The sequence below is a fragment of the Nocardia sp. NPDC050799 genome, assembly GCF_040654015.1.
In the GTDB taxonomy this organism is placed as follows: Bacteria; Actinomycetota; Actinomycetes; order Mycobacteriales; family Mycobacteriaceae; genus Nocardia.
Genome location: NZ_JBFAHF010000004.1, coordinates 172015 through 187817, shown reverse-complemented (window position 1 = coordinate 187817; position 15803 = coordinate 172015). Strand labels below are relative to the sequence as shown.

General features: G+C 68.6%; 17 protein-coding genes. 7 read left to right on the top strand and 10 right to left on the bottom strand.

What is annotated here, in order from left to right; translation table 11 throughout:
* Positions 1-16 precede the first annotated feature (16 nt).
* Entirely contained in the window at positions 17-1243 is a 1227-nt protein-coding gene (locus tag AB0H42_RS06455; RefSeq protein ID WP_357050721.1) for a multidrug effflux MFS transporter, read from the bottom strand.
* Between the two features lie 51 nt (positions 1244-1294).
* Here AB0H42_RS06455 and AB0H42_RS06450 point away from each other — a divergent pair, with 51 nt between their 5' ends.
* Positions 1295-1774, top strand: a complete 480-nt coding sequence (locus AB0H42_RS06450; protein ID WP_357050718.1) for a MarR family transcriptional regulator — start codon at positions 1295-1297, stop codon at positions 1772-1774.
* Positions 1775-1838: 64 nt separating this feature from the next.
* On the opposite strand, the gene AB0H42_RS06445 is transcribed toward AB0H42_RS06450, so the two are convergent.
* From AB0H42_RS06445 to AB0H42_RS06435, 3 genes are all read right to left on the bottom strand, one after another.
* A complete protein-coding gene (locus tag AB0H42_RS06445; RefSeq protein WP_357050715.1) occupies positions 1839-3662 on the bottom strand; it encodes an acyl-CoA dehydrogenase in 1824 nt (607 codons plus the stop codon).
* 169 nt (positions 3663-3831) lie between these two features.
* Entirely contained in the window at positions 3832-4701 is an 870-nt protein-coding gene (locus tag AB0H42_RS06440) for a nuclease-related domain-containing protein (RefSeq protein ID WP_357050712.1), read from the bottom strand.
* Between the two features lie 172 nt (positions 4702-4873).
* Entirely contained in the window at positions 4874-5251 is a 378-nt protein-coding gene (locus AB0H42_RS06435; RefSeq protein WP_357050709.1) for a VOC family protein, read from the bottom strand.
* Between the two features lie 174 nt (positions 5252-5425).
* Between AB0H42_RS06435 and AB0H42_RS06430 the strand changes: the two genes are divergently transcribed.
* A complete protein-coding gene (locus tag AB0H42_RS06430; RefSeq protein ID WP_357050706.1) occupies positions 5426-6316 on the top strand; it encodes a patatin-like phospholipase family protein in 891 nt (296 codons plus the stop codon).
* On the opposite strand, the gene AB0H42_RS06425 is transcribed toward AB0H42_RS06430, so the two are convergent.
* Together AB0H42_RS06425 and AB0H42_RS06420 are read right to left on the bottom strand one after the other, a co-directional pair.
* A complete protein-coding gene (locus tag AB0H42_RS06425; protein ID WP_357050703.1) occupies positions 6284-7555 on the bottom strand; it encodes a helix-turn-helix transcriptional regulator in 1272 nt (423 codons plus the stop codon). The genes AB0H42_RS06430 and AB0H42_RS06425 overlap by 33 nt on opposite strands.
* Positions 7555-7698: a hypothetical protein gene (locus tag AB0H42_RS06420; RefSeq protein WP_357050700.1), complete on the bottom strand. Its 144-nt coding sequence runs from the start codon at positions 7696-7698 to the stop codon at positions 7555-7557. The genes AB0H42_RS06425 and AB0H42_RS06420 overlap by 1 nt, the downstream gene beginning before the upstream one ends.
* A 390-nt stretch (positions 7699-8088) precedes the next feature.
* On the opposite strand from AB0H42_RS06420, the gene AB0H42_RS06415 reads away from it, so the two are divergent.
* The 4 genes from AB0H42_RS06415 to AB0H42_RS06400 all read left to right on the top strand — a co-directional run bounded on the left by AB0H42_RS06415 (position 8089) and on the right by AB0H42_RS06400 (position 10577).
* Entirely contained in the window at positions 8089-8745 is a 657-nt protein-coding gene (locus AB0H42_RS06415; RefSeq protein WP_357050697.1) for an SRPBCC family protein, read from the top strand.
* The gene (locus tag AB0H42_RS06410; protein ID WP_357050694.1) at positions 8745-9143 is read left to right on the top strand and encodes a metalloregulator ArsR/SmtB family transcription factor; all 399 of its coding nucleotides are present in this window, start codon (positions 8745-8747) and stop codon (positions 9141-9143) included. The genes AB0H42_RS06415 and AB0H42_RS06410 overlap by 1 nt, the downstream gene beginning before the upstream one ends.
* Positions 9144-9193: 50 nt before the next feature.
* Positions 9194-9910, top strand: coding sequence for a polysaccharide deacetylase family protein (locus tag AB0H42_RS06405; protein ID WP_357050691.1), 717 nt, complete (start codon positions 9194-9196; stop codon positions 9908-9910).
* A 121-nt stretch (positions 9911-10031) separates the two neighbouring features.
* Positions 10032-10577, top strand: coding sequence for a carboxymuconolactone decarboxylase family protein (locus AB0H42_RS06400; RefSeq protein WP_357050688.1), 546 nt, complete (start codon positions 10032-10034; stop codon positions 10575-10577).
* A 12-nt stretch (positions 10578-10589) separates the two neighbouring features.
* Here AB0H42_RS06400 and AB0H42_RS06395 read toward each other — a convergent pair whose 3' ends face one another.
* From AB0H42_RS06395 to AB0H42_RS06380, 4 genes are all read right to left on the bottom strand, one after another.
* On the bottom strand, positions 10590-11012 hold the full coding sequence (locus AB0H42_RS06395; protein ID WP_357050685.1) for a hypothetical protein: 423 nt from the start codon (positions 11010-11012) through the stop codon (positions 10590-10592).
* Between the two features lie 309 nt (positions 11013-11321).
* Positions 11322-12725 (bottom strand): dihydrolipoyl dehydrogenase, encoded by a 1404-nt coding sequence (lpdA, locus tag AB0H42_RS06390; protein WP_357050682.1) that lies wholly within the window; start codon positions 12723-12725, stop codon positions 11322-11324.
* Positions 12726-12839: 114 nt separating this feature from the next.
* Complete coding sequence (locus AB0H42_RS06385; RefSeq protein ID WP_357050679.1) at positions 12840-14153, bottom strand: MFS transporter; 1314 nt, start codon at positions 14151-14153, stop codon at positions 12840-12842.
* A 62-nt stretch (positions 14154-14215) separates the two neighbouring features.
* A complete protein-coding gene (locus AB0H42_RS06380) occupies positions 14216-14902 on the bottom strand; it encodes a ZIP family metal transporter (protein ID WP_357050676.1) in 687 nt (228 codons plus the stop codon).
* 186 nt (positions 14903-15088) lie between these two features.
* On the opposite strand from AB0H42_RS06380, the gene AB0H42_RS06375 reads away from it, so the two are divergent.
* Positions 15089-15781, top strand: a complete 693-nt coding sequence (locus tag AB0H42_RS06375) for a TetR/AcrR family transcriptional regulator (RefSeq protein ID WP_357050673.1) — start codon at positions 15089-15091, stop codon at positions 15779-15781.
* Positions 15782-15803 lie beyond the last annotated feature (22 nt).

Genomic DNA, 15803 nt, shown 5'->3' with positions numbered 1-15803 from the left:
CGAACGGCACACCGGATCACGCGTGGGCGGGCTCCGGTTCCGGCCGCACCACCGCACCCGCCGTGTCCCCCACGCGCCGCGCGACGATGCCCAGGCAGGCGCAGATCACGATCGCCACCCCCATCGGCACCCCGGTGGCAGGTCCGCCGAGACCGACCAGCGGGGACACCGCCGCGCCCAGCGCGAACTGCAGCGCGCCCATGAGCGCCGACGCGGAACCGGCGGCATGGCGCGCCCGGCCGATCGCCAGTGCGCTGGCGGTACCCATGACCGTCGGGGTGGCGGCCACCATCGCGAAGAGGACTGGCAGCACCAGCGCCGCGGGCGCACCGGTGGCCAGCAGTACGAGCAGTACGGTCGCGGCGGCCAGGATCACCAGTTGCCCGGTCCGCAGGATCGGCGCCGGGCCGAACCGGCCGACGAGCCGGGAGACCACCACTCCGGCCGCCACCATGCCGGCGGCATTGGTGGCGAACACGATTGTGTAGGCCCGGTTGGACATGCCGAGCACGTTCTCGATCACGAACGGTGAGGCCGAGATATAGGACATCATCGCGGCGAATCCGAGCGCGAAGGCGAAGATGTAGCCGAGATACCCGCGATCGGAGCCGATACCGCGCAGCGTACGGAGGGTCCCACCGGCTCCGGCGCGGTGGCGTTGCTGCGGAGGCAGCGATTCCGGCACCACGATCAGCGCGCCCAGGAACATCAGCACGAAAATCCCGCTCAGCACCCAGAATTCCGCCCGCCAACCGGCGCTCACCAGCACGCCACCGAGCAGCGGGGCCACCACCGGCGCGATACCGCCGATGGCGGAGAACAGGGTGAACAGCCGGGCGGTGGCCGCGCCTTCGGTGCGATCGGCGCCGACCGCACGGCCGATGACCAGGCCGGCGGAGGCGGTCAGCCCCTGCAGGAAACGCATGGCGACGAGCAGCCAGATGGTAGGTGCCAGCGCACAGATCACGGTGACGACGACGGTGATCGCGGTGGCCACGACGAGTGGTCTGCGCCTGCCGTACCGATCGGAGAGCGGCCCGATGAGCAACTGACCCGCGGCCAGCCCGACGAGGAACGCCGTCAGTGTGAGCTGCACACTCGCCGCGCTGGTGTCCAAATCGGCGGCGAGGTCGGTGAACGCCGGCAGATACATGTCCACCGCGAACGGCGCCGCCGCCGAGAGCAGTGCCAGCACCACCAGCAGCAGCCCGGATACCCCGGGGCGCGTTCGGATCGGCAGCACGGCGCCTCCTCGTAAATTCTTATTTATACATACATAAGCTATCATGGTCGGGTGAGCAGCTACCCCGCCGATCTTCGTGCGCTGGACCACGCACTGCGCGAGGTCGCACGGGCGGTTCGCAAGGCCACCCCGCGTCTCACCGGCGCCGAACCGCTCACCGACACCCAGTTCGAGGCGCTGCGAATCATCGTGCACAACCCCGGCGCCGCGGCGGGCGAACTGGCCGCGCTGGCCGGTATGCAGCCGAGCAATATGAGTGTGACGCTGCGCCAACTGGGCGAATACGGCCTCATCGACCGCGAGCCCGACCCGGCGGACCGGCGCTGCAGCCGGATCCTGCCCACCGAAAAGGCCATCACGCACGCCCACGAGATGGAAGCGATACGTACCCGGCTCGTCCTCGACGCCCTCGGCACGCTGACTCCGGACGATCAGCAGAGTCTGACCGCGGCCATCGGCGGCCTGCGCGCCCTGGCCGACGCGCTCACCGGTGCGACACCGGCGCGGACGACCCGCCCGCGCACCGGCTGACCGCCGCTACCGCCCGCACACCGGTACGACCCGCCCGGTTTCCGGGTGGGTCGTACCGGCCGGATCAGAACGCCTCTTCGGGCATGCTCATGATGTCGGTGTCGATCGCCGCGATGATCTCCTTGGTCGCGGTGAGAGTGGGCAGCACGTTCTTCGCGAAGAAACTCGCCACCGCGACCTTGCCCGTGTAGAACGGCCGATCGCGCTCGTCCGCCGTGGCCAGTGCCGCCGTGGCGACCTCCGCCTGCACCAGCAGCCGCCAGCCGATCAGCAGATCGCCCACCGCCAGCAGGAACCGCACCGAGCCGAGCCCCACCTTGTACAGCTCGGTGGGTTCGGACTGCGCGGCCATGGCATAGCCGGTCAGCGACCCCGCCATCGCCTGGACATCCGCCAGCGCGGTGCGCAGCAGGGCTCGCTCGGTGTCCAGCCGGCCGGTGGGCGCATCCAGGAAAGCCGTGATCTGGCCGAAGATCTGCCCCGCCGCGGCGCCCTTGTCCCGGATGATCTTGCGGAAGAAGAAGTCCTGCGCCTGGATGGCGGTGGTGCCCTCGTACAGCGAGTCGATCTTCGCGTCGCGGATGTACTGCTCGATCGGATAGTCCTGGAGGTAGCCGGAACCGCCCAGGGTCTGCAGCGATTCGGTCAAGTACTGATAGGCCCGCTCGGAGCCGACGCCCTTGACGATGGGCAGCAGGAAATCGTCGATCCGGTGCGCTGTTTCGGCATCCACCCCGGACACCAGTTGCGCCACATCGGCATCCTGGTGGATCGCGGTGTAGAGGTAGACCGCGCGCATACCCTCGGCATAGGCCTTCTGCATGGCCAGGCTGCGCCGCACATCGGGATGCCGGGTGATCGGGACCCGGGGCGCGGACTTGTCGGTCATCCGGGTCAGGTCGGCGCCCTGCACCCGCTCCTTCGCGTAGGCGAGCGCGTTCAGGTACCCGGTGGACAGGGTCCCGCTGGATTTGACGCCGACCATCATGCGCGCGTTCTCGATGACCTTGAACATCTGGGCGATCCCGTTGTGGCTGTCGCCGACCAGCCAGCCCACGGCGGGCTTCGCGCCGCCGAAGGTGAGTTCACAGGTGGGCGAGGACTTCAGGCCCATCTTGTGTTCGACATTGGTCACGTACACGCCGTTGCGCTCGCCCAGGTCCAGGGTCTGCGGATCGAACAGGAATTTCGGTACGTAGAACAGGGACAGACCTTTGGTGCCCGGCCCCGCACCTTCGGGCCGCGCCAGCACCAGGTGGAAGACGTTCTCCGCGGTGTCGCCGACATCGGCGCCGGAGATGAAACGTTTGACGCCCTCGATATGCCAGGTGCCGTCGGGCTGTTCGACCGCTTTGGTCCGGCCCGCACCCACATCCGAACCCGCGTCGGGCTCGGTGAGCACCATGGTGCCCTGCCAGTGCCGCTCGAAACCGGCGGCCGCCCAGTGCTTCTGCTGGTCGGTGCCGATTCCGAACAGGACCTGCGCCATCACCGCACCCATATCGAAGAACACCGCGGCCGGGTTGGCACAGGTGATCATCTCGCTCACCGCCCAGCACAGCGCGGCGGGCGCGGGCATCCCGCCCATCTCCTCGGGTTTGCCGAGGCGGTTCCACCCGGCGTCCCGGACGGCATGGACGGTCTTGGCCAACGGTTCCGGGACGGTGACCGAGTGGGTGTCCGGGACGAATTCCACCGGATTCCGGTCGGCGGCCGCGAAGGATTCCGCCACCGGCCCCTCGGCCAGGCGTTTCACCTCCGCCAGGATCTCTCGCGCGGTATCGGTGTCCAGATCCCCGTACGCGCCGGCGTCGAGAATTTTGCCCAGTTCGAACACCTCGAAGAGGTTGAACTCGATATCACGCAGATTCGCCTGGTAGTGACCCACGGCTGTCCTCCTGGTCGGTACGTCGGCGGCCGGGCCGACCGCCTGGTTACAGGCTTTTTGACATCGTACGAACCGAAGGGTGCCCGACCCGGCGCCGGGTACGCAACCGTAGCCTCACGCGGTCCGGTCCGCGTACGGTGGCAGTGTCCGGGACGGGCGCGTTATCGCCTCAGCAACCCGGCTGCAACGGCCAGCACTCCACCGGGCCCGCGGGCGCGGGGACCGGCGGCGCGACAGTGGTGCTGGGGGCCGCCGGTTCGGCGGCGGGGCCGTCGGCGAGCAGGGAACCGGCGATCGCGCCCAGCACTATCAATACGCCCAGCACCGCGATACCCAGCACCGCCCAGCCGATGAGGTCGTGGGTGCGGCCGGAATCCGGGCGGCGCCAGCCGGGCCGCTCCCGCGGTTTCCGCGGTGGTTCCGGCAGTTTGTCCTCGAAGCCGGCGGCGACCAGTTCGGCGCGATCCGGCGCCCAGCCGGTGAGCGCCCGGGTGGCCGCGCAGACCCGGCCCAGCGTCCAGCGGGGCGGCCCGGGGGCGAAATTCTCCAGGAAGATCCGTAATTCGGTGGAGTCGACCGCGTTCCCGACCACCACATCCAGTCCCGGCCGTAGAGTTTCCCGGCCCGGCCGCAGTACCACGCCCCGCCTGGGTACCAGCGCCACCGCCCCGCACAGCTGTCCGGGATCGTAGGTGGCACGCTCGAAGGTCAGCTCGACCTCCCGCACCGCGCTCTCCAGGTGCCGAATCGGATTCGCGCCGAATTCCAGTTCCAGATCCGCGGCGGCCGCGCCCACCTGCCACGGCCGGTCCTGGGAAACCGTGAGCACACCGCTCTGCCGGCTGCGGAACCCGACCACCTCGATCACGAGAACACCCTGGGGCGTCCAGATCACCGCGCCGATCTGCCGGGTTCCGCGCTGGGTGCCGATTCGCAGGTCGACGATGGCCAGGCCGGTCGTCGGCAACTGCCGCAGGCATTCCACGAATTCCTTTTCGGCCGCGGATAGTTCCGCCCGATCGTCGACCTTCACCAGCATCGTGCTCTACCTCAGCCGTGTGTCGTTGCCCCTCATGCCACCACCGACCCCCGTGTCGATCATGGCCCGCCAGCCACTTTCGTACCACTCATATGACCTGCGGCTCAGGCGAATCGGGAATCAGCGCCCCGGATTCCGGGCGTTGATACCCGGTACGGCACCCGTGCGGGTATCAGACCCATTGCACGAGCTGGTAGATGATCCCGTTCCGATCGGTCGTCTGGAAGTAGCGCTCCCCCCATTCCTCGGTCTCGACGGGGGTGACGATCGGGGCGCCTTCCTCCTGCAGGCGCGCGTATTCGGTGTCGATATCGGTCACCACGAACACCACGAGCAGCCCGTCCCCGGCGGAGCCGGCGGCGCGTTCGGGTTTGAAGGTGGACAGGCCGGTGCGCAGGTAGATGAGGTTCACCCCGGCTTCCGGGTGGGCGAGCGAGACGAAACCGTCGGCCGCCATCTGCTCGGTGAAGCCGAAATGGGTGGTGACGAACTCCGCCGATGCGGCCGGGTCGGCAACGTTCAGCGAGATGGCAGATCCGGTGATTCGCATATGACCTCCACTTTTTAAAACACCGTATGGTGTACGTAGTATTTGTACCGGATCGGACCGTGGACCGCACCGTGATCCGCCGCACGCCGAGACTTCCGGAGCCGACCGCCGGCCTTCGGCGATACCGTCCGGTCGCGCTGGGCGGAACCCGTCCCGGGCGGCTAATCTCGTGCCATGCCCGATGCCCGGCCCACCGCAACGCCCACGATCGCGCTGGTACTGGGAGGCGGTGGTCCGGTCGGCATCGCCTGGCTGAGCGGCCTGGCGATCGGTCTACGCGACGCCGGAATCGATCTGGCGCTGGCCGACCGCATCATCGGCACCTCCGCCGGGGCGGTCGTCGGCTCGGCCCTCGCCTCCGGCATCGATATCGCCACGCTGCTGACCCCACGACCGCAGAACGCCGAGCCGGCCCGGCACGACTACGCACCGCTGCTGGAAATCGCTTCGCTGCTGCGCGCCGTCGACCAGGATCGCGACCTGGTACTCCAACGGATCGGCGAGCTCGCACTGGGCGCCGGCACCGGCGACCCGGCGGTGCACATCGACCGCATCGGCTCACTCGTCGGTTTCGCCGAATGGCCCGAGCACGATCTACGGATCGCCGCCATCGATATCGGGTCGGGAACGCTCACCGCCTGGACCAGGAACGGCGCCGCCACCCTCGTCGAGGCGCTCGCCTCCAGTACTGCGGTGCCCGGCGTATTTCCTCCGATCGAGATCGCCGGCCGGCACTACATCGACGGTGGGGTCCGCTCCACCGTCAACGCCGACCTCGCCGTGGGACACGATGTGATCGTGATCGTGGAACCGCTGGCACACGTGTATCCGCGCACCCGCGCCGACCGGGAACTCGGACCGGCCCGGGAGATCTCGATACGCCCGGACGATATCGCCGTCGCCGCGTTCGGCACCGACCTCTTCGCCGACACCGCTCTCGCTCCGGCCTATGAATCCGGCGTCCGGCAGGCCGCGGCAGCGGCGACCGAGCTGAAGGAATTCTGGCCCGCACCGGCCGCCGACCGGGCCGGGTCACATCACGCGCGGACCGCGGGCGGCGCGTAGACCGCTGCGCGGCTGACCGGCACGGGCCGTCACCGGTTGGATGAGTGCCGCGTCCACCCCGATCCGCTGCGCGAAGGCGCCGAGGCCGGGGGTGCCCCGGTCCATGCTGAGCAGATCCGCGGTCGTCGACCGGACCGACTTGTGCCGGTCGAGCTGTTCCGGGGCGAGCAGTTCGGCCTCGAGCAGGAGGGCCAGTGCGCGTTCGGGACTGCGACGCTGGGCCCACGCACGCGCGGTATCGATGAGCAGTCGGCCCTGGTGCCCTGGTGAGAGCCGTTCCCGGTCGATCTTTCCGGCGAGCCGGATCGCGGTACCGGCGTCGCCGAGTTCCACCGCCACCGCGACCTCGTGCAGATCCACGGCGGTGGGGCCGAATTCCGTGTGGTGATCGTCGAGGTCCACGCCGAGGCCGACCGCTGTCGCGCGGGCGGCGGCGATCATGTCGTAGGCCTGTTCGGCCTCTTCGGTGCACGCCGCGATCAGGGCGAGTTGCAGGGTCAGCGCGCCGTACACACTCGCGGCTTGCGGCTCGCCCCGGCCGATGAGCTCCCCGAGTGCCTCACGCGCGGTTTCCGCAGTGCGCTGCGCCTGGTCGAGGCGGTGAGCGCGCTGGAAGACGAGGGCGAGACGAAAAGCGCCCGCCGCCATCAGGATCGGATCGCCCGCCTGCTGAGCCGCGGCGATCGCGCGCTCGGCGGCGACCCAGGCGGCATCGAACTGCTGCAGATCGGCGAGCGCGACAGCGTAGGCCTGACAGGTGTGGGCGAGCAGGGTCTGGGCACGGCGGGAGCCGGCGTGCACGACCGCCGCGGCCAGTTCGGGAAGCAGCGATTCCAGCAGCTCCCGCAGTTCGGTGTAGTGGCCCAGCCGGGTGAATGTCCACGCCGCGTCGGCACCGTCGGAGAGGCGGTCGATATCCGGGCCCGCGCCCCCGGCGGCCGCCATCGCCCGCAGGGCGTGGTTACCGGTGAGCAGCAGACGCAGCTTTACCGCCTCCGCCGGGATCTGCTCGGCCTGCGCGGTGGGTGCCGACGGCGCCAGCTCGGCGACGGGCATCTCGAGAACATCGGCGATTCGTTCGAGCACATCGAGCGCCTTGACCGGACGCACGCCGCGTTCCACCTGGGAGACCCAGGCCTCCGACCGTTTGATCAACGGTGCGAAATCCCGTTGGGACAGACCTTTTCGCGCCCGGTAGTAGGCAATCTTGCGGCCGATCCCGGAATCGTGATCCGCCATCAGCCGAGCGCACCTTCGGCCGCGGCCGGGCCCGGCCGTGCGATCCCCCGGCGCAACGCGCGCCGCCGGGTCCCCGTCGCCGGGTCGAGTACTGCCGCGCCCGTCGGGTCGTGCATATCGAAGCGGGGCACCAGTTCTTGCATATCCGGCTCCTTCATTGCGACTCCGGCTTGTGACCGATCCTAGGACGACAAGTTCTTCACGAAATGCTAACCAGTATTTCGATACCACTGGAGTAGCGAATTGATCCATTACCCGCCCGAGCCGGGCGCAGTCGCCTCGGACAGGACCGCGCGCGGGCTCCGGTGTTACCGAATTCCGCCGCGAAAAGCCACCCCGCGGTCCGCCCGTCACCTTATCCCGACAAGTGCCCGGATAAACACGGTCGATTTCCCGCCGCGGAGCCGCACGATCGTCCCGAAACGATTGCCGGGCCGGCGTTTCCGGACCGTCTCCCCCACCCGGCGTTCCCGGCCTGGCGCAACCCGCCGCACCGCGTTAGTATAAGTTGAAACTTATAAAGGGAGGAAGACATGGGTTTGCTCACCGATCCCGCCGCCATCGCAGGACTGGTCGCCCGGGAGGTCCGCACCGCCGAACGACAGGGAGCGGTCACTCGGATCGCCGTGGCGCGGCGCACCTACGCCACCGATCCGGACGATCTGTGGGAGGCACTCACCGATATCGAACGGATTCCGCGCTGGTTCCTGCCGATCACCGGCGAGTTGACCGTCGGCGGCAGGTATCAGCTCGAAGGAAATGCCGGCGGCGTGATCGAAGATTGTGAACGACCGAAACGGTTCGCGGTGACCTGGGAGATGGGACCCATGGTTTCCTGGCTCGAAATCCGGCTCGAACCCGGCGCCGGCGGGACCACACTCGAATTGGTGCACGAAGCACCGGTCGATCCGGATATGTGGAAACAATTCGGCCCCGGCGCGGTGGGCGTCGGCTGGGATCTGGCACTCATGGGACTCGGCCTGCACCTGGAAACCGGCGCGCGAGTCGACCCGGCGGTGGCGCTGGAATTCCCGGCCACTGCCGAGGGCTTGGAATTCGTCCGGGCCGCGGCGACCGGCTGGGCGGAGGCGGCGATCGCCGACGGTGACGATCCGGCGCAGGCCCACGCGGGCGCCGAAGCGACCACCGGCTTCTACACCGTCACCCCCGAGGAGGAGGAGCAGTCCTGATGGGCCGGTGCGCCCCGGCGAACGTGTTCGAGGCACTCGGCGATCCGGTGCGCCGCGCGATACTGCAACTGGTGGCCGGCGGGGAACGGTCCGCCGGCGCCCTGGTCGAGGAGATCCGCGGGCGCACCCCGATCTCGCAACCCGCGGTGTCCCAGCACCTCAAAGTATTACGGGACGCCGGGCTGGTCCGCGTGCGGTCGGAAGCCAATCGCCGGTACTACACACTGGACCCGGAGGGATTCGCCGACGCCCGGGAATGGCTCGCCGAACTCGTCGATCCACTGGGCCGGTTCGCCCAGCCCCTCGACGCCCTCGCGACCGAGGTCGCCCGCGGCAAACGCGAGCGGCGCGGGAAGACCGCCGGTACCGAAGCGGGCCGTACGGATAAATCCGCCTGACGTTTTCGCCGCGGCCGCCGCCCCGCCTCGCGACCTGCTATACACCTGGGATGCGTAGGTGGACGGCAGGGGCGGCGATAGCCCTGGCGGCGGTGCTGATGGTCGGCGCCGGCGGCTATTTCCTGATGAACTCACGGACCTACCAGCTGGCCGGACGGCTGGTGGACCGTGTGGAGACCAGCGAGAAGGTGGTGGCCCTGACGCTGGACGACGGACCGTCCGAGCGCGCCCCCGAGGTGCTCGAACTGCTCGCCACCGCCGGTATCCCCGCCACCTTCTATCTCAACGGCCGTGATCTGGTGGCCCGCCCCGAACTGGGCCGGGCGATCGTGGCGGCCGGTCACGAGATGGGCAACCACACCTACAACCACCGGCGGATGGTGCTGGTCTCGTCCGGCACGGTCGCCGACGAGGTGGAAGGTACCGATACCGAGATCCGGGCCGCCGGTTACCAGGGCGACATCACCTTCCGCCCGCCCTACGGCAAGAAATTGTGGACCCTGCCGAAGTACCTCGCCGACCACGACCGCACCACGGTCACCTGGGATGTCGAACCCGAGGACGGCAATACCGCCACCGAGGACATCGTCGACGCCGCCGTCGACCAGGTGCGTCCGGGGTCGATCATCCTGCTGCACACCATGTACGCCGCCGGGGCGGCCTCCCGGGCGGCCATTGTCCCGATCGCCGCGAAACTGCACGCCCAGGGCTACCGGTTCGTCACGGTCTCCGAACTGCTCGACCACGGCGATTCCGCCCGCTCGTGACACACACTCCGGAAAGCCGACTGTTCGAGTGGCACACCGGCGGGTAGGTTCGGGAGCGGTGCCGCGCCACGGGAGCCCGGCGGGCACCGTGGCCGTACGACACACCGGAGAGGACGATGTAATGGTTTCGCAGGAGCGACCACGGATAACCCCCGGCCGCCTCCGCGAGCTGGGTCCGGTCAACTGGGCGGCCTGGCAGGTGCTCTCGCGGGCCTCGGGTACGGCCGACGCGCAGCTGTTCAGCACGCTGGGCCGGGCCGGACGGCTGTTCCGCGGCTGGCTGCACTTCTCCGGAACGCTGATGCCGGGTGGGCGGCTGCGCCGGCACGACACCGAACTGGTCATCCTGCGGGTGGCCCATCTGCGCGACTGCGCGTACGAGACCGACCACCATATCCGCCTGGGCCGGCGGGCCGGGGTGACACCGGAGATCCTGGAGCGGATCCGGGCCGGAGCCGACGCCGACGGCTGGACCGACAAACACCGCACCCTGCTCACCGCGGTCGATCAACTGGTCCGCACCCGCGATATCGACGACGCCGCCTGGGAACACCTGTCCACCTACTACGACGACCGCCGCCTCATCGAAATCGTGTTGCTGGTCAATCAATACGAGGGCCTGGCCGCCACTATCAACACCCTCCGTATCCGCCGCGACGATTTCTGATCGCACACGTGGCTAGCGGCCACCGGTGAATGCGTCCGCGGGAATGAATATCTCGTGTCCGGAATCGAGGCGGACCGTGACCCCCTCCGGGCTCCATCGCGCCGAATCGAGCGCCGGATCGCGGTGGCCCAGGATCTCGAAGTACACCGGGTGGCCGTACCCCATATCGGGATAGCGGCCGACCATGAGCACATCCGGCAGCCGCCGGTGCAGCAGCCAGCTCTCCTGCCGCAGTAGGCCCGCGTGGTAGGTCGCACCGTCGTATTCGACGGTCGGCGGCTGGGTTTCGGCGCGCAGCACCTCGGTGCGCACCAGCCGGGTATCGACGAAAACCGCCACGAGCAAGGCTACGAACAGCAGCAGAGCCGCGAGAACGCCGAGAATCACTCGCGTCCCGGGTACTCGGGGGCGGGCGGGCGGCGGTTCCGTGCTCATCGCGGGAATATATCCCCGACTTACCTACGGCGCGCCTGCCTTTCGCCCGGTTCGGCCAGGTGCGCGGGGTCCGCCTGCACCGAATCCGTGCCGCACACCGTCGGGGCCCTCGAGGTCGGCGGCCCCGGCTCTCGGCCGTAGCGGGGCATTCGCCGGCCACCGCGCCGGGGTCGGCGGCCTTCGCTGATGCCTCGAGGATTCATCGGAACATCGGCCGATCGGCTCGGCTCGCCCAGGCCATGAAACAAACCGACCCGGCACTGTGCGGGGCACGATGCCGGGTCGGGGGACGAGAGGATCCGAGCGAGATCAGAAGTTGATCATGTGCCCGGCCAGGCCGTGGATGGCCTCCTGCAGCGCCTCGCTCAGCGTCGGGTGTGTATGCACGTTGCGGGCCAGCTCGTTGACCGTGAGATCCCACTTCTGGGCCAGGGTCAGTTCGGGCAGCAGTTCGGAGACATCGGGGCCGATCAGGTGGCCACCGATCAGTTCGCCGTACTTGTTGTCCGAGATCAGCTTGACGAAACCGGTGGCGTCGCCGAGACCGTGTGCCTTGCCGTTGGCGGTGAACGGGAAGGTGGCGACCTTCACGTCGTAGCCCTCGTCGCGCGCCTGCTGCTCGGTGAGACCGAAGCTGGCGACCTGCGGCTGACAGAAGGTGGCGCGCGGCATCATCCGGTAGTCGCCCAGGGGCAGCGTCTCCGCGCCGCCGATGGTCTCGGCCGCGACCACGCCCTGCGCCTCCGCGACGTGCGCGAGCTGCAGTTTCGCGGTGACGTCGCCGATGGCGTAGATATGCGGCACATTGGTGCGCATAGTGTCGTCGATGGCGATCGCGCCACGGTCGGTGAGCGCCACACCGGTGTTCTCCAGGCCGTAGCCCTCGACCCGGGGTGCGAAGCCGACGGCCTGCAGCACCTTGTCCACGGTGACGGTCTCGACCGAACCGGACTTGTTGTCCTTGATCGCGACGGTGACCTTGGACCCGTCGTCCTCGATGGACTGCACGGCCGCACCGGTGGTGATGGTGATACCGAGCTTCTTGTACGCCTTGGTGATCTCCTTGGAGACATCGGCGTCCTCATTGGGCAGCGCGCGGTCCAAGAACTCCACGATGCGCACGTCCACGCCGTAGTTGCGCAGGACGTAGCCGAACTCCATACCGATGGCGCCGGCGCCGACGATCAGGATCGAACCCGGCAGGTCGCGGGTGAGGATCTGCTCCTCGTAGGTGACGACGTTCTTGCTCAGGGAGGTGCCCGGCAGCAGTTTGGTGTTGGTGCCGGTGGCGATGATGACGTTGTCGAAGGTGATCGACTCGGTGCCACCCTTGCTGAGCTCGACCGAGATGGTGTTGGGGTCGGTGAACGAACCCTTCCCGTCGTACTCGGTGATCTTGTTCTTCTTCATCAGGAAGTGGACGCCCTTGACCCGGCCGTCCGCGACCTTACGGCTGCGATCGAAGGCCGCCCCGAAATCGAAGGTCGCCTCCCCGCTGATACCGAAGGTTTTCGCTTCCTTGGTGAAGATATGGGCCAGCTCCGCATTGCGCAGCAGCGCCTTGGACGGGATGCAGCCCACGTTCAGGCATACGCCACCCCAGTATTTCTGCTCGACGATCGCTGTTCGCAGGCCGAGTTGAGCGGCGCGGATCGCGGCGACGTAACCGCCGGGACCAGCACCGAGAACGACGACATCGTAGTGGGAAGTCACGGTGTCGAGCCTAACTCTCCCGGCTCCGGCCGGGGCCACCCGCCCGCCTCCCGCCGCTGAGCACACCGGTGCCGCGCCGACCGCGCCACCGGGCTCTGACGGGCCGCGACGGTGCTACGGCGCCTCGACGGTGTCCGCCGCGGACCCCCACCGGGTGGGCGCGGATGTGCGCATGGTCACCCGGACAGCGACGGTACAGCCGAGCAACGCCACCGCGACCCCTACCGCCACGTATTCGACCCCGCTCAGCGCCCACCCGCCCGCGACCATCCCCGCCGGAACACCCGCGGCACTCAGGAAACCTTCCCCCGAACTGAACACTCCGAGCTCTTCGGTCGGCAGTTCCGCCTGGATCAGCGACTGCCAGACGATGCCGGTGACCGAGACCGCGAACCCGGCGATCAGACAACCGGCGAACAGCAACACCGGCCCACTCACCTCCCGGCCGTAACCGGCCAGCGCGGCCAGCTCCAGGACGACAGCGGCGGCGAGGGTGGCGCAGGCCGTGCGCCAGCCGAACCGCGCGGTACCGGCGATCACCGACAGCGACCCGGCCAGGGCGGCCAGGGCCATACCGGTCGCGAGCGCCGCCCACAGGCCGCCGCCACCGGTCGCGGTGACCGTCAGCGCCGGGCCGGCCACCGCGACCAGCCCGATCGCGAAGGACACCGCGAACCACAACCCGGCCGACCAGCCGAGCCAGGGCGCGCGGCCCACGATCCCGCGCATCGATGTCCACCCGGCGCGCACCGCCGGCCCATCCACGCCCCGCGACCCGCCCACACCCCGCGGTCCGCCCGAATCGGGGACGGCCCCGGCCGCCCGCCGGGCGTAGACCAGTGCGAGCAGGTTCGCGCCGAAGGTCAGCGAATCCAGCACCAGGATCCAGACGAACCCCACCGTCGCCGACAGCGCCACGGCCGCTGCGGGACCGACGAGCACACTGAGATCGGCAACCAGCGCGATCAGGGCGTTGGCCCGGCGCAATTCGGGTCCGGGCACCACCCGGGGCAGCACCGTGGCAAGAGCGGGAGCGTAGAAAGCGGTGGCCGCGCCGTAGAGAGCGGCCGACATCGCCATGGCCGGCAGCGAATCCCGGCCCGTGCCCACCAGCACCAGCGCCAGTCCGGCCTGGGCGAGGATGCGGGCCATATCGGACCCGATCATGATCGCGAACTGGTCGCGGCGGGCGGCGGCGACCCCGGCGACGGGTGTACACACGAACCGCCCGGCCCAGAGCGCGATCAGGATGACGGTCAGGGATCCGGCGGAACCGAACACCTCTATCGAATGAACGGCGAAGGCCACGGGCACGATTCCGTCGGTCGCCCCCGAGCACGCGGCACCCAGGAGGATTCCGCGAAAGGACCGGACCCGCAGCAGCCGGAGGTCGCGGGGGAATACAGGGCGGGATGCGTCGGCAGCCATACCACTGCCATCCTGCACCGACCGGCCGCGCGGGAAAACCGATTATCCGCCTGTCCGGCCGGTCATCCCAGCAGGAAGGCGATCAGGAAACCGATCGAGGTCGCCATGCCGACCCACCAGCCACCCTCCCGGTACGCCTCGGGCATGAGCGAATCGGCGAGGACCGCGATGGTGGCGCCGCCCGCGAAGGCCTGGATCGCACTGATATGGGTCGGCCCGAGGTGGTCGGAGAGCTGGTTTCCGGCGACGGTGACCACGACGAGGACCGCGCCGGTGAGGAGCCACAGGGTGAACGCCCTGCCGGGGGAGACATTTCGCTGCCGGTGCAGCAGTGCCGATCCCCCGATCGCCTCCGGTACGTTGCCCGCGGCGATGGCCACCAGCAGCACGATCCCGCCGCCCGATCCCAGCGATACCCCGAGAGCCGTGTTCTCCGGAACGCCGTCGAGAACCGTTCCGAGCATGAGTGCCCAGCCGACCGCTCCCGGACCCTGCCGGCGTTCGAGGAGCCGATTGGCGAACACATACACGGCGGCGCCGAGAAACAACGCGGCTCCGGCGGTGAATGGCCCTGCCTGCAGGAAGGCGGGTTCGAACAGTTCGTTGGTCACGGCCGCGATCATGGTGCCCGCACCGAACGCCATCAGCGAGGCGAGCAATGGTTCGGGCAATGTGGTTCGCAAACCGATGGCCGCACCGATCAGCAATGGAATTGCCGTACCCAGCCCATACAGCAGTGCGGTTCCCATAAGGTGAACACTATGTGTTGCCGGGTTATTGCAATGGTCATGCCGGGCCGAAGGAAATTATTCTAGAATTTCCCTCTAAAATCCGCTGGACCAGCGGGGATCCGGGTATTGTCCGGTTTGACAGTTTCACCGGCGACCCGAGTTGCGGGCAGCCAACTTTCGGCAAACCCGTACTGCGCTACCGGCATGCTACGAAAGGCCCGATCGATGACGTGCGGATCGGGCTTTTCGGTATTGTTCTGCGCGATGTCACAGGAAGCGAATTCGGGACGACGGTATGCCGGGCAGCCCGTAGAAGATCGGCAACGCGAGCGACGCGCTCGTTTTCTCGAATCCGGCCTGACGGTTTTTTCGAGAGACGGGTATGCCAATAGCTCGGTAGGGGCCATTTGTAAAGACGCGGGGTTGTCCTCGCGCCAGTTCTACGAAGAGTTCACCGGCCGCGAATCGCTCCTTGTCGAACTCTTCGCTCTCATCGACCGGGAATCGCGGACCGCGGTGCTCGCCTCCCTCGACCAGAGCACCGACCAGAGCGCGCTGGCGCGGATCGACGGCGCCATCCGCGCCTATGTGCAATCCATCGGCACCGATATGCGGCGAGCTCGGGTCGTGCTCGTCGAAGTGGTCGGTGCCGGCACCAAAGTCGAGAAGATGCGCGGGGAGTCGCGCCGGGCCTGGAGTTCGGTGCTCGCCACGGCCGCCGAGGACGCCGCACTGCACGGTGAGATCCCGACCGGTGACTACGACCTGCGCATGCTCGCCATCATCGGCGCGGTCAACTATGTGGTGGACGAATGGAGCGGGGCCGAACCGCGGCCACCGCTCGACGAGGTGATCCGGGTGCTGAGCCGGATCGTCGTGGGCGCGATCCGGGCCTGACCACACCGCCGGGCGCGGGCGT

Coding starts and splice junctions, on each gene's coding strand:
- AB0H42_RS06440 (WP_357050712.1), bottom strand. CDS start 4,701: ATGCTGGTGAAGGTCGACGATCGGGCGGAACTATCCGCGGCCGAAAAG.
- AB0H42_RS06435 (WP_357050709.1), bottom strand. CDS start 5,251: ATGCGAATCACCGGATCTGCCATCTCGCTGAACGTTGCCGACCCGGCC.
- AB0H42_RS06430 (WP_357050706.1), top strand. CDS start 5,426: ATGCCCGATGCCCGGCCCACCGCAACGCCCACGATCGCGCTGGTACTG.
- AB0H42_RS06425 (WP_357050703.1), bottom strand. CDS start 7,555: ATGGCGGATCACGATTCCGGGATCGGCCGCAAGATTGCCTACTACCGG.
- AB0H42_RS06420 (WP_357050700.1), bottom strand. CDS start 7,698: ATGCAAGAACTGGTGCCCCGCTTCGATATGCACGACCCGACGGGCGCG.
- AB0H42_RS06415 (WP_357050697.1), top strand. CDS start 8,089: ATGGGTTTGCTCACCGATCCCGCCGCCATCGCAGGACTGGTCGCCCGG.
- AB0H42_RS06410 (WP_357050694.1), top strand. CDS start 8,745: ATGGGCCGGTGCGCCCCGGCGAACGTGTTCGAGGCACTCGGCGATCCG.
- AB0H42_RS06405 (WP_357050691.1), top strand. CDS start 9,194: ATGCGTAGGTGGACGGCAGGGGCGGCGATAGCCCTGGCGGCGGTGCTG.
- AB0H42_RS06400 (WP_357050688.1), top strand. CDS start 10,032: ATGGTTTCGCAGGAGCGACCACGGATAACCCCCGGCCGCCTCCGCGAG.
- AB0H42_RS06395 (WP_357050685.1), bottom strand. CDS start 11,012: ATGAGCACGGAACCGCCGCCCGCCCGCCCCCGAGTACCCGGGACGCGA.
- AB0H42_RS06385 (WP_357050679.1), bottom strand. CDS start 14,153: ATGGCTGCCGACGCATCCCGCCCTGTATTCCCCCGCGACCTCCGGCTG.
- AB0H42_RS06380 (WP_357050676.1), bottom strand. CDS start 14,902: ATGGGAACCGCACTGCTGTATGGGCTGGGTACGGCAATTCCATTGCTG.
- AB0H42_RS06375 (WP_357050673.1), top strand. CDS start 15,089: ATGCTACGAAAGGCCCGATCGATGACGTGCGGATCGGGCTTTTCGGTA.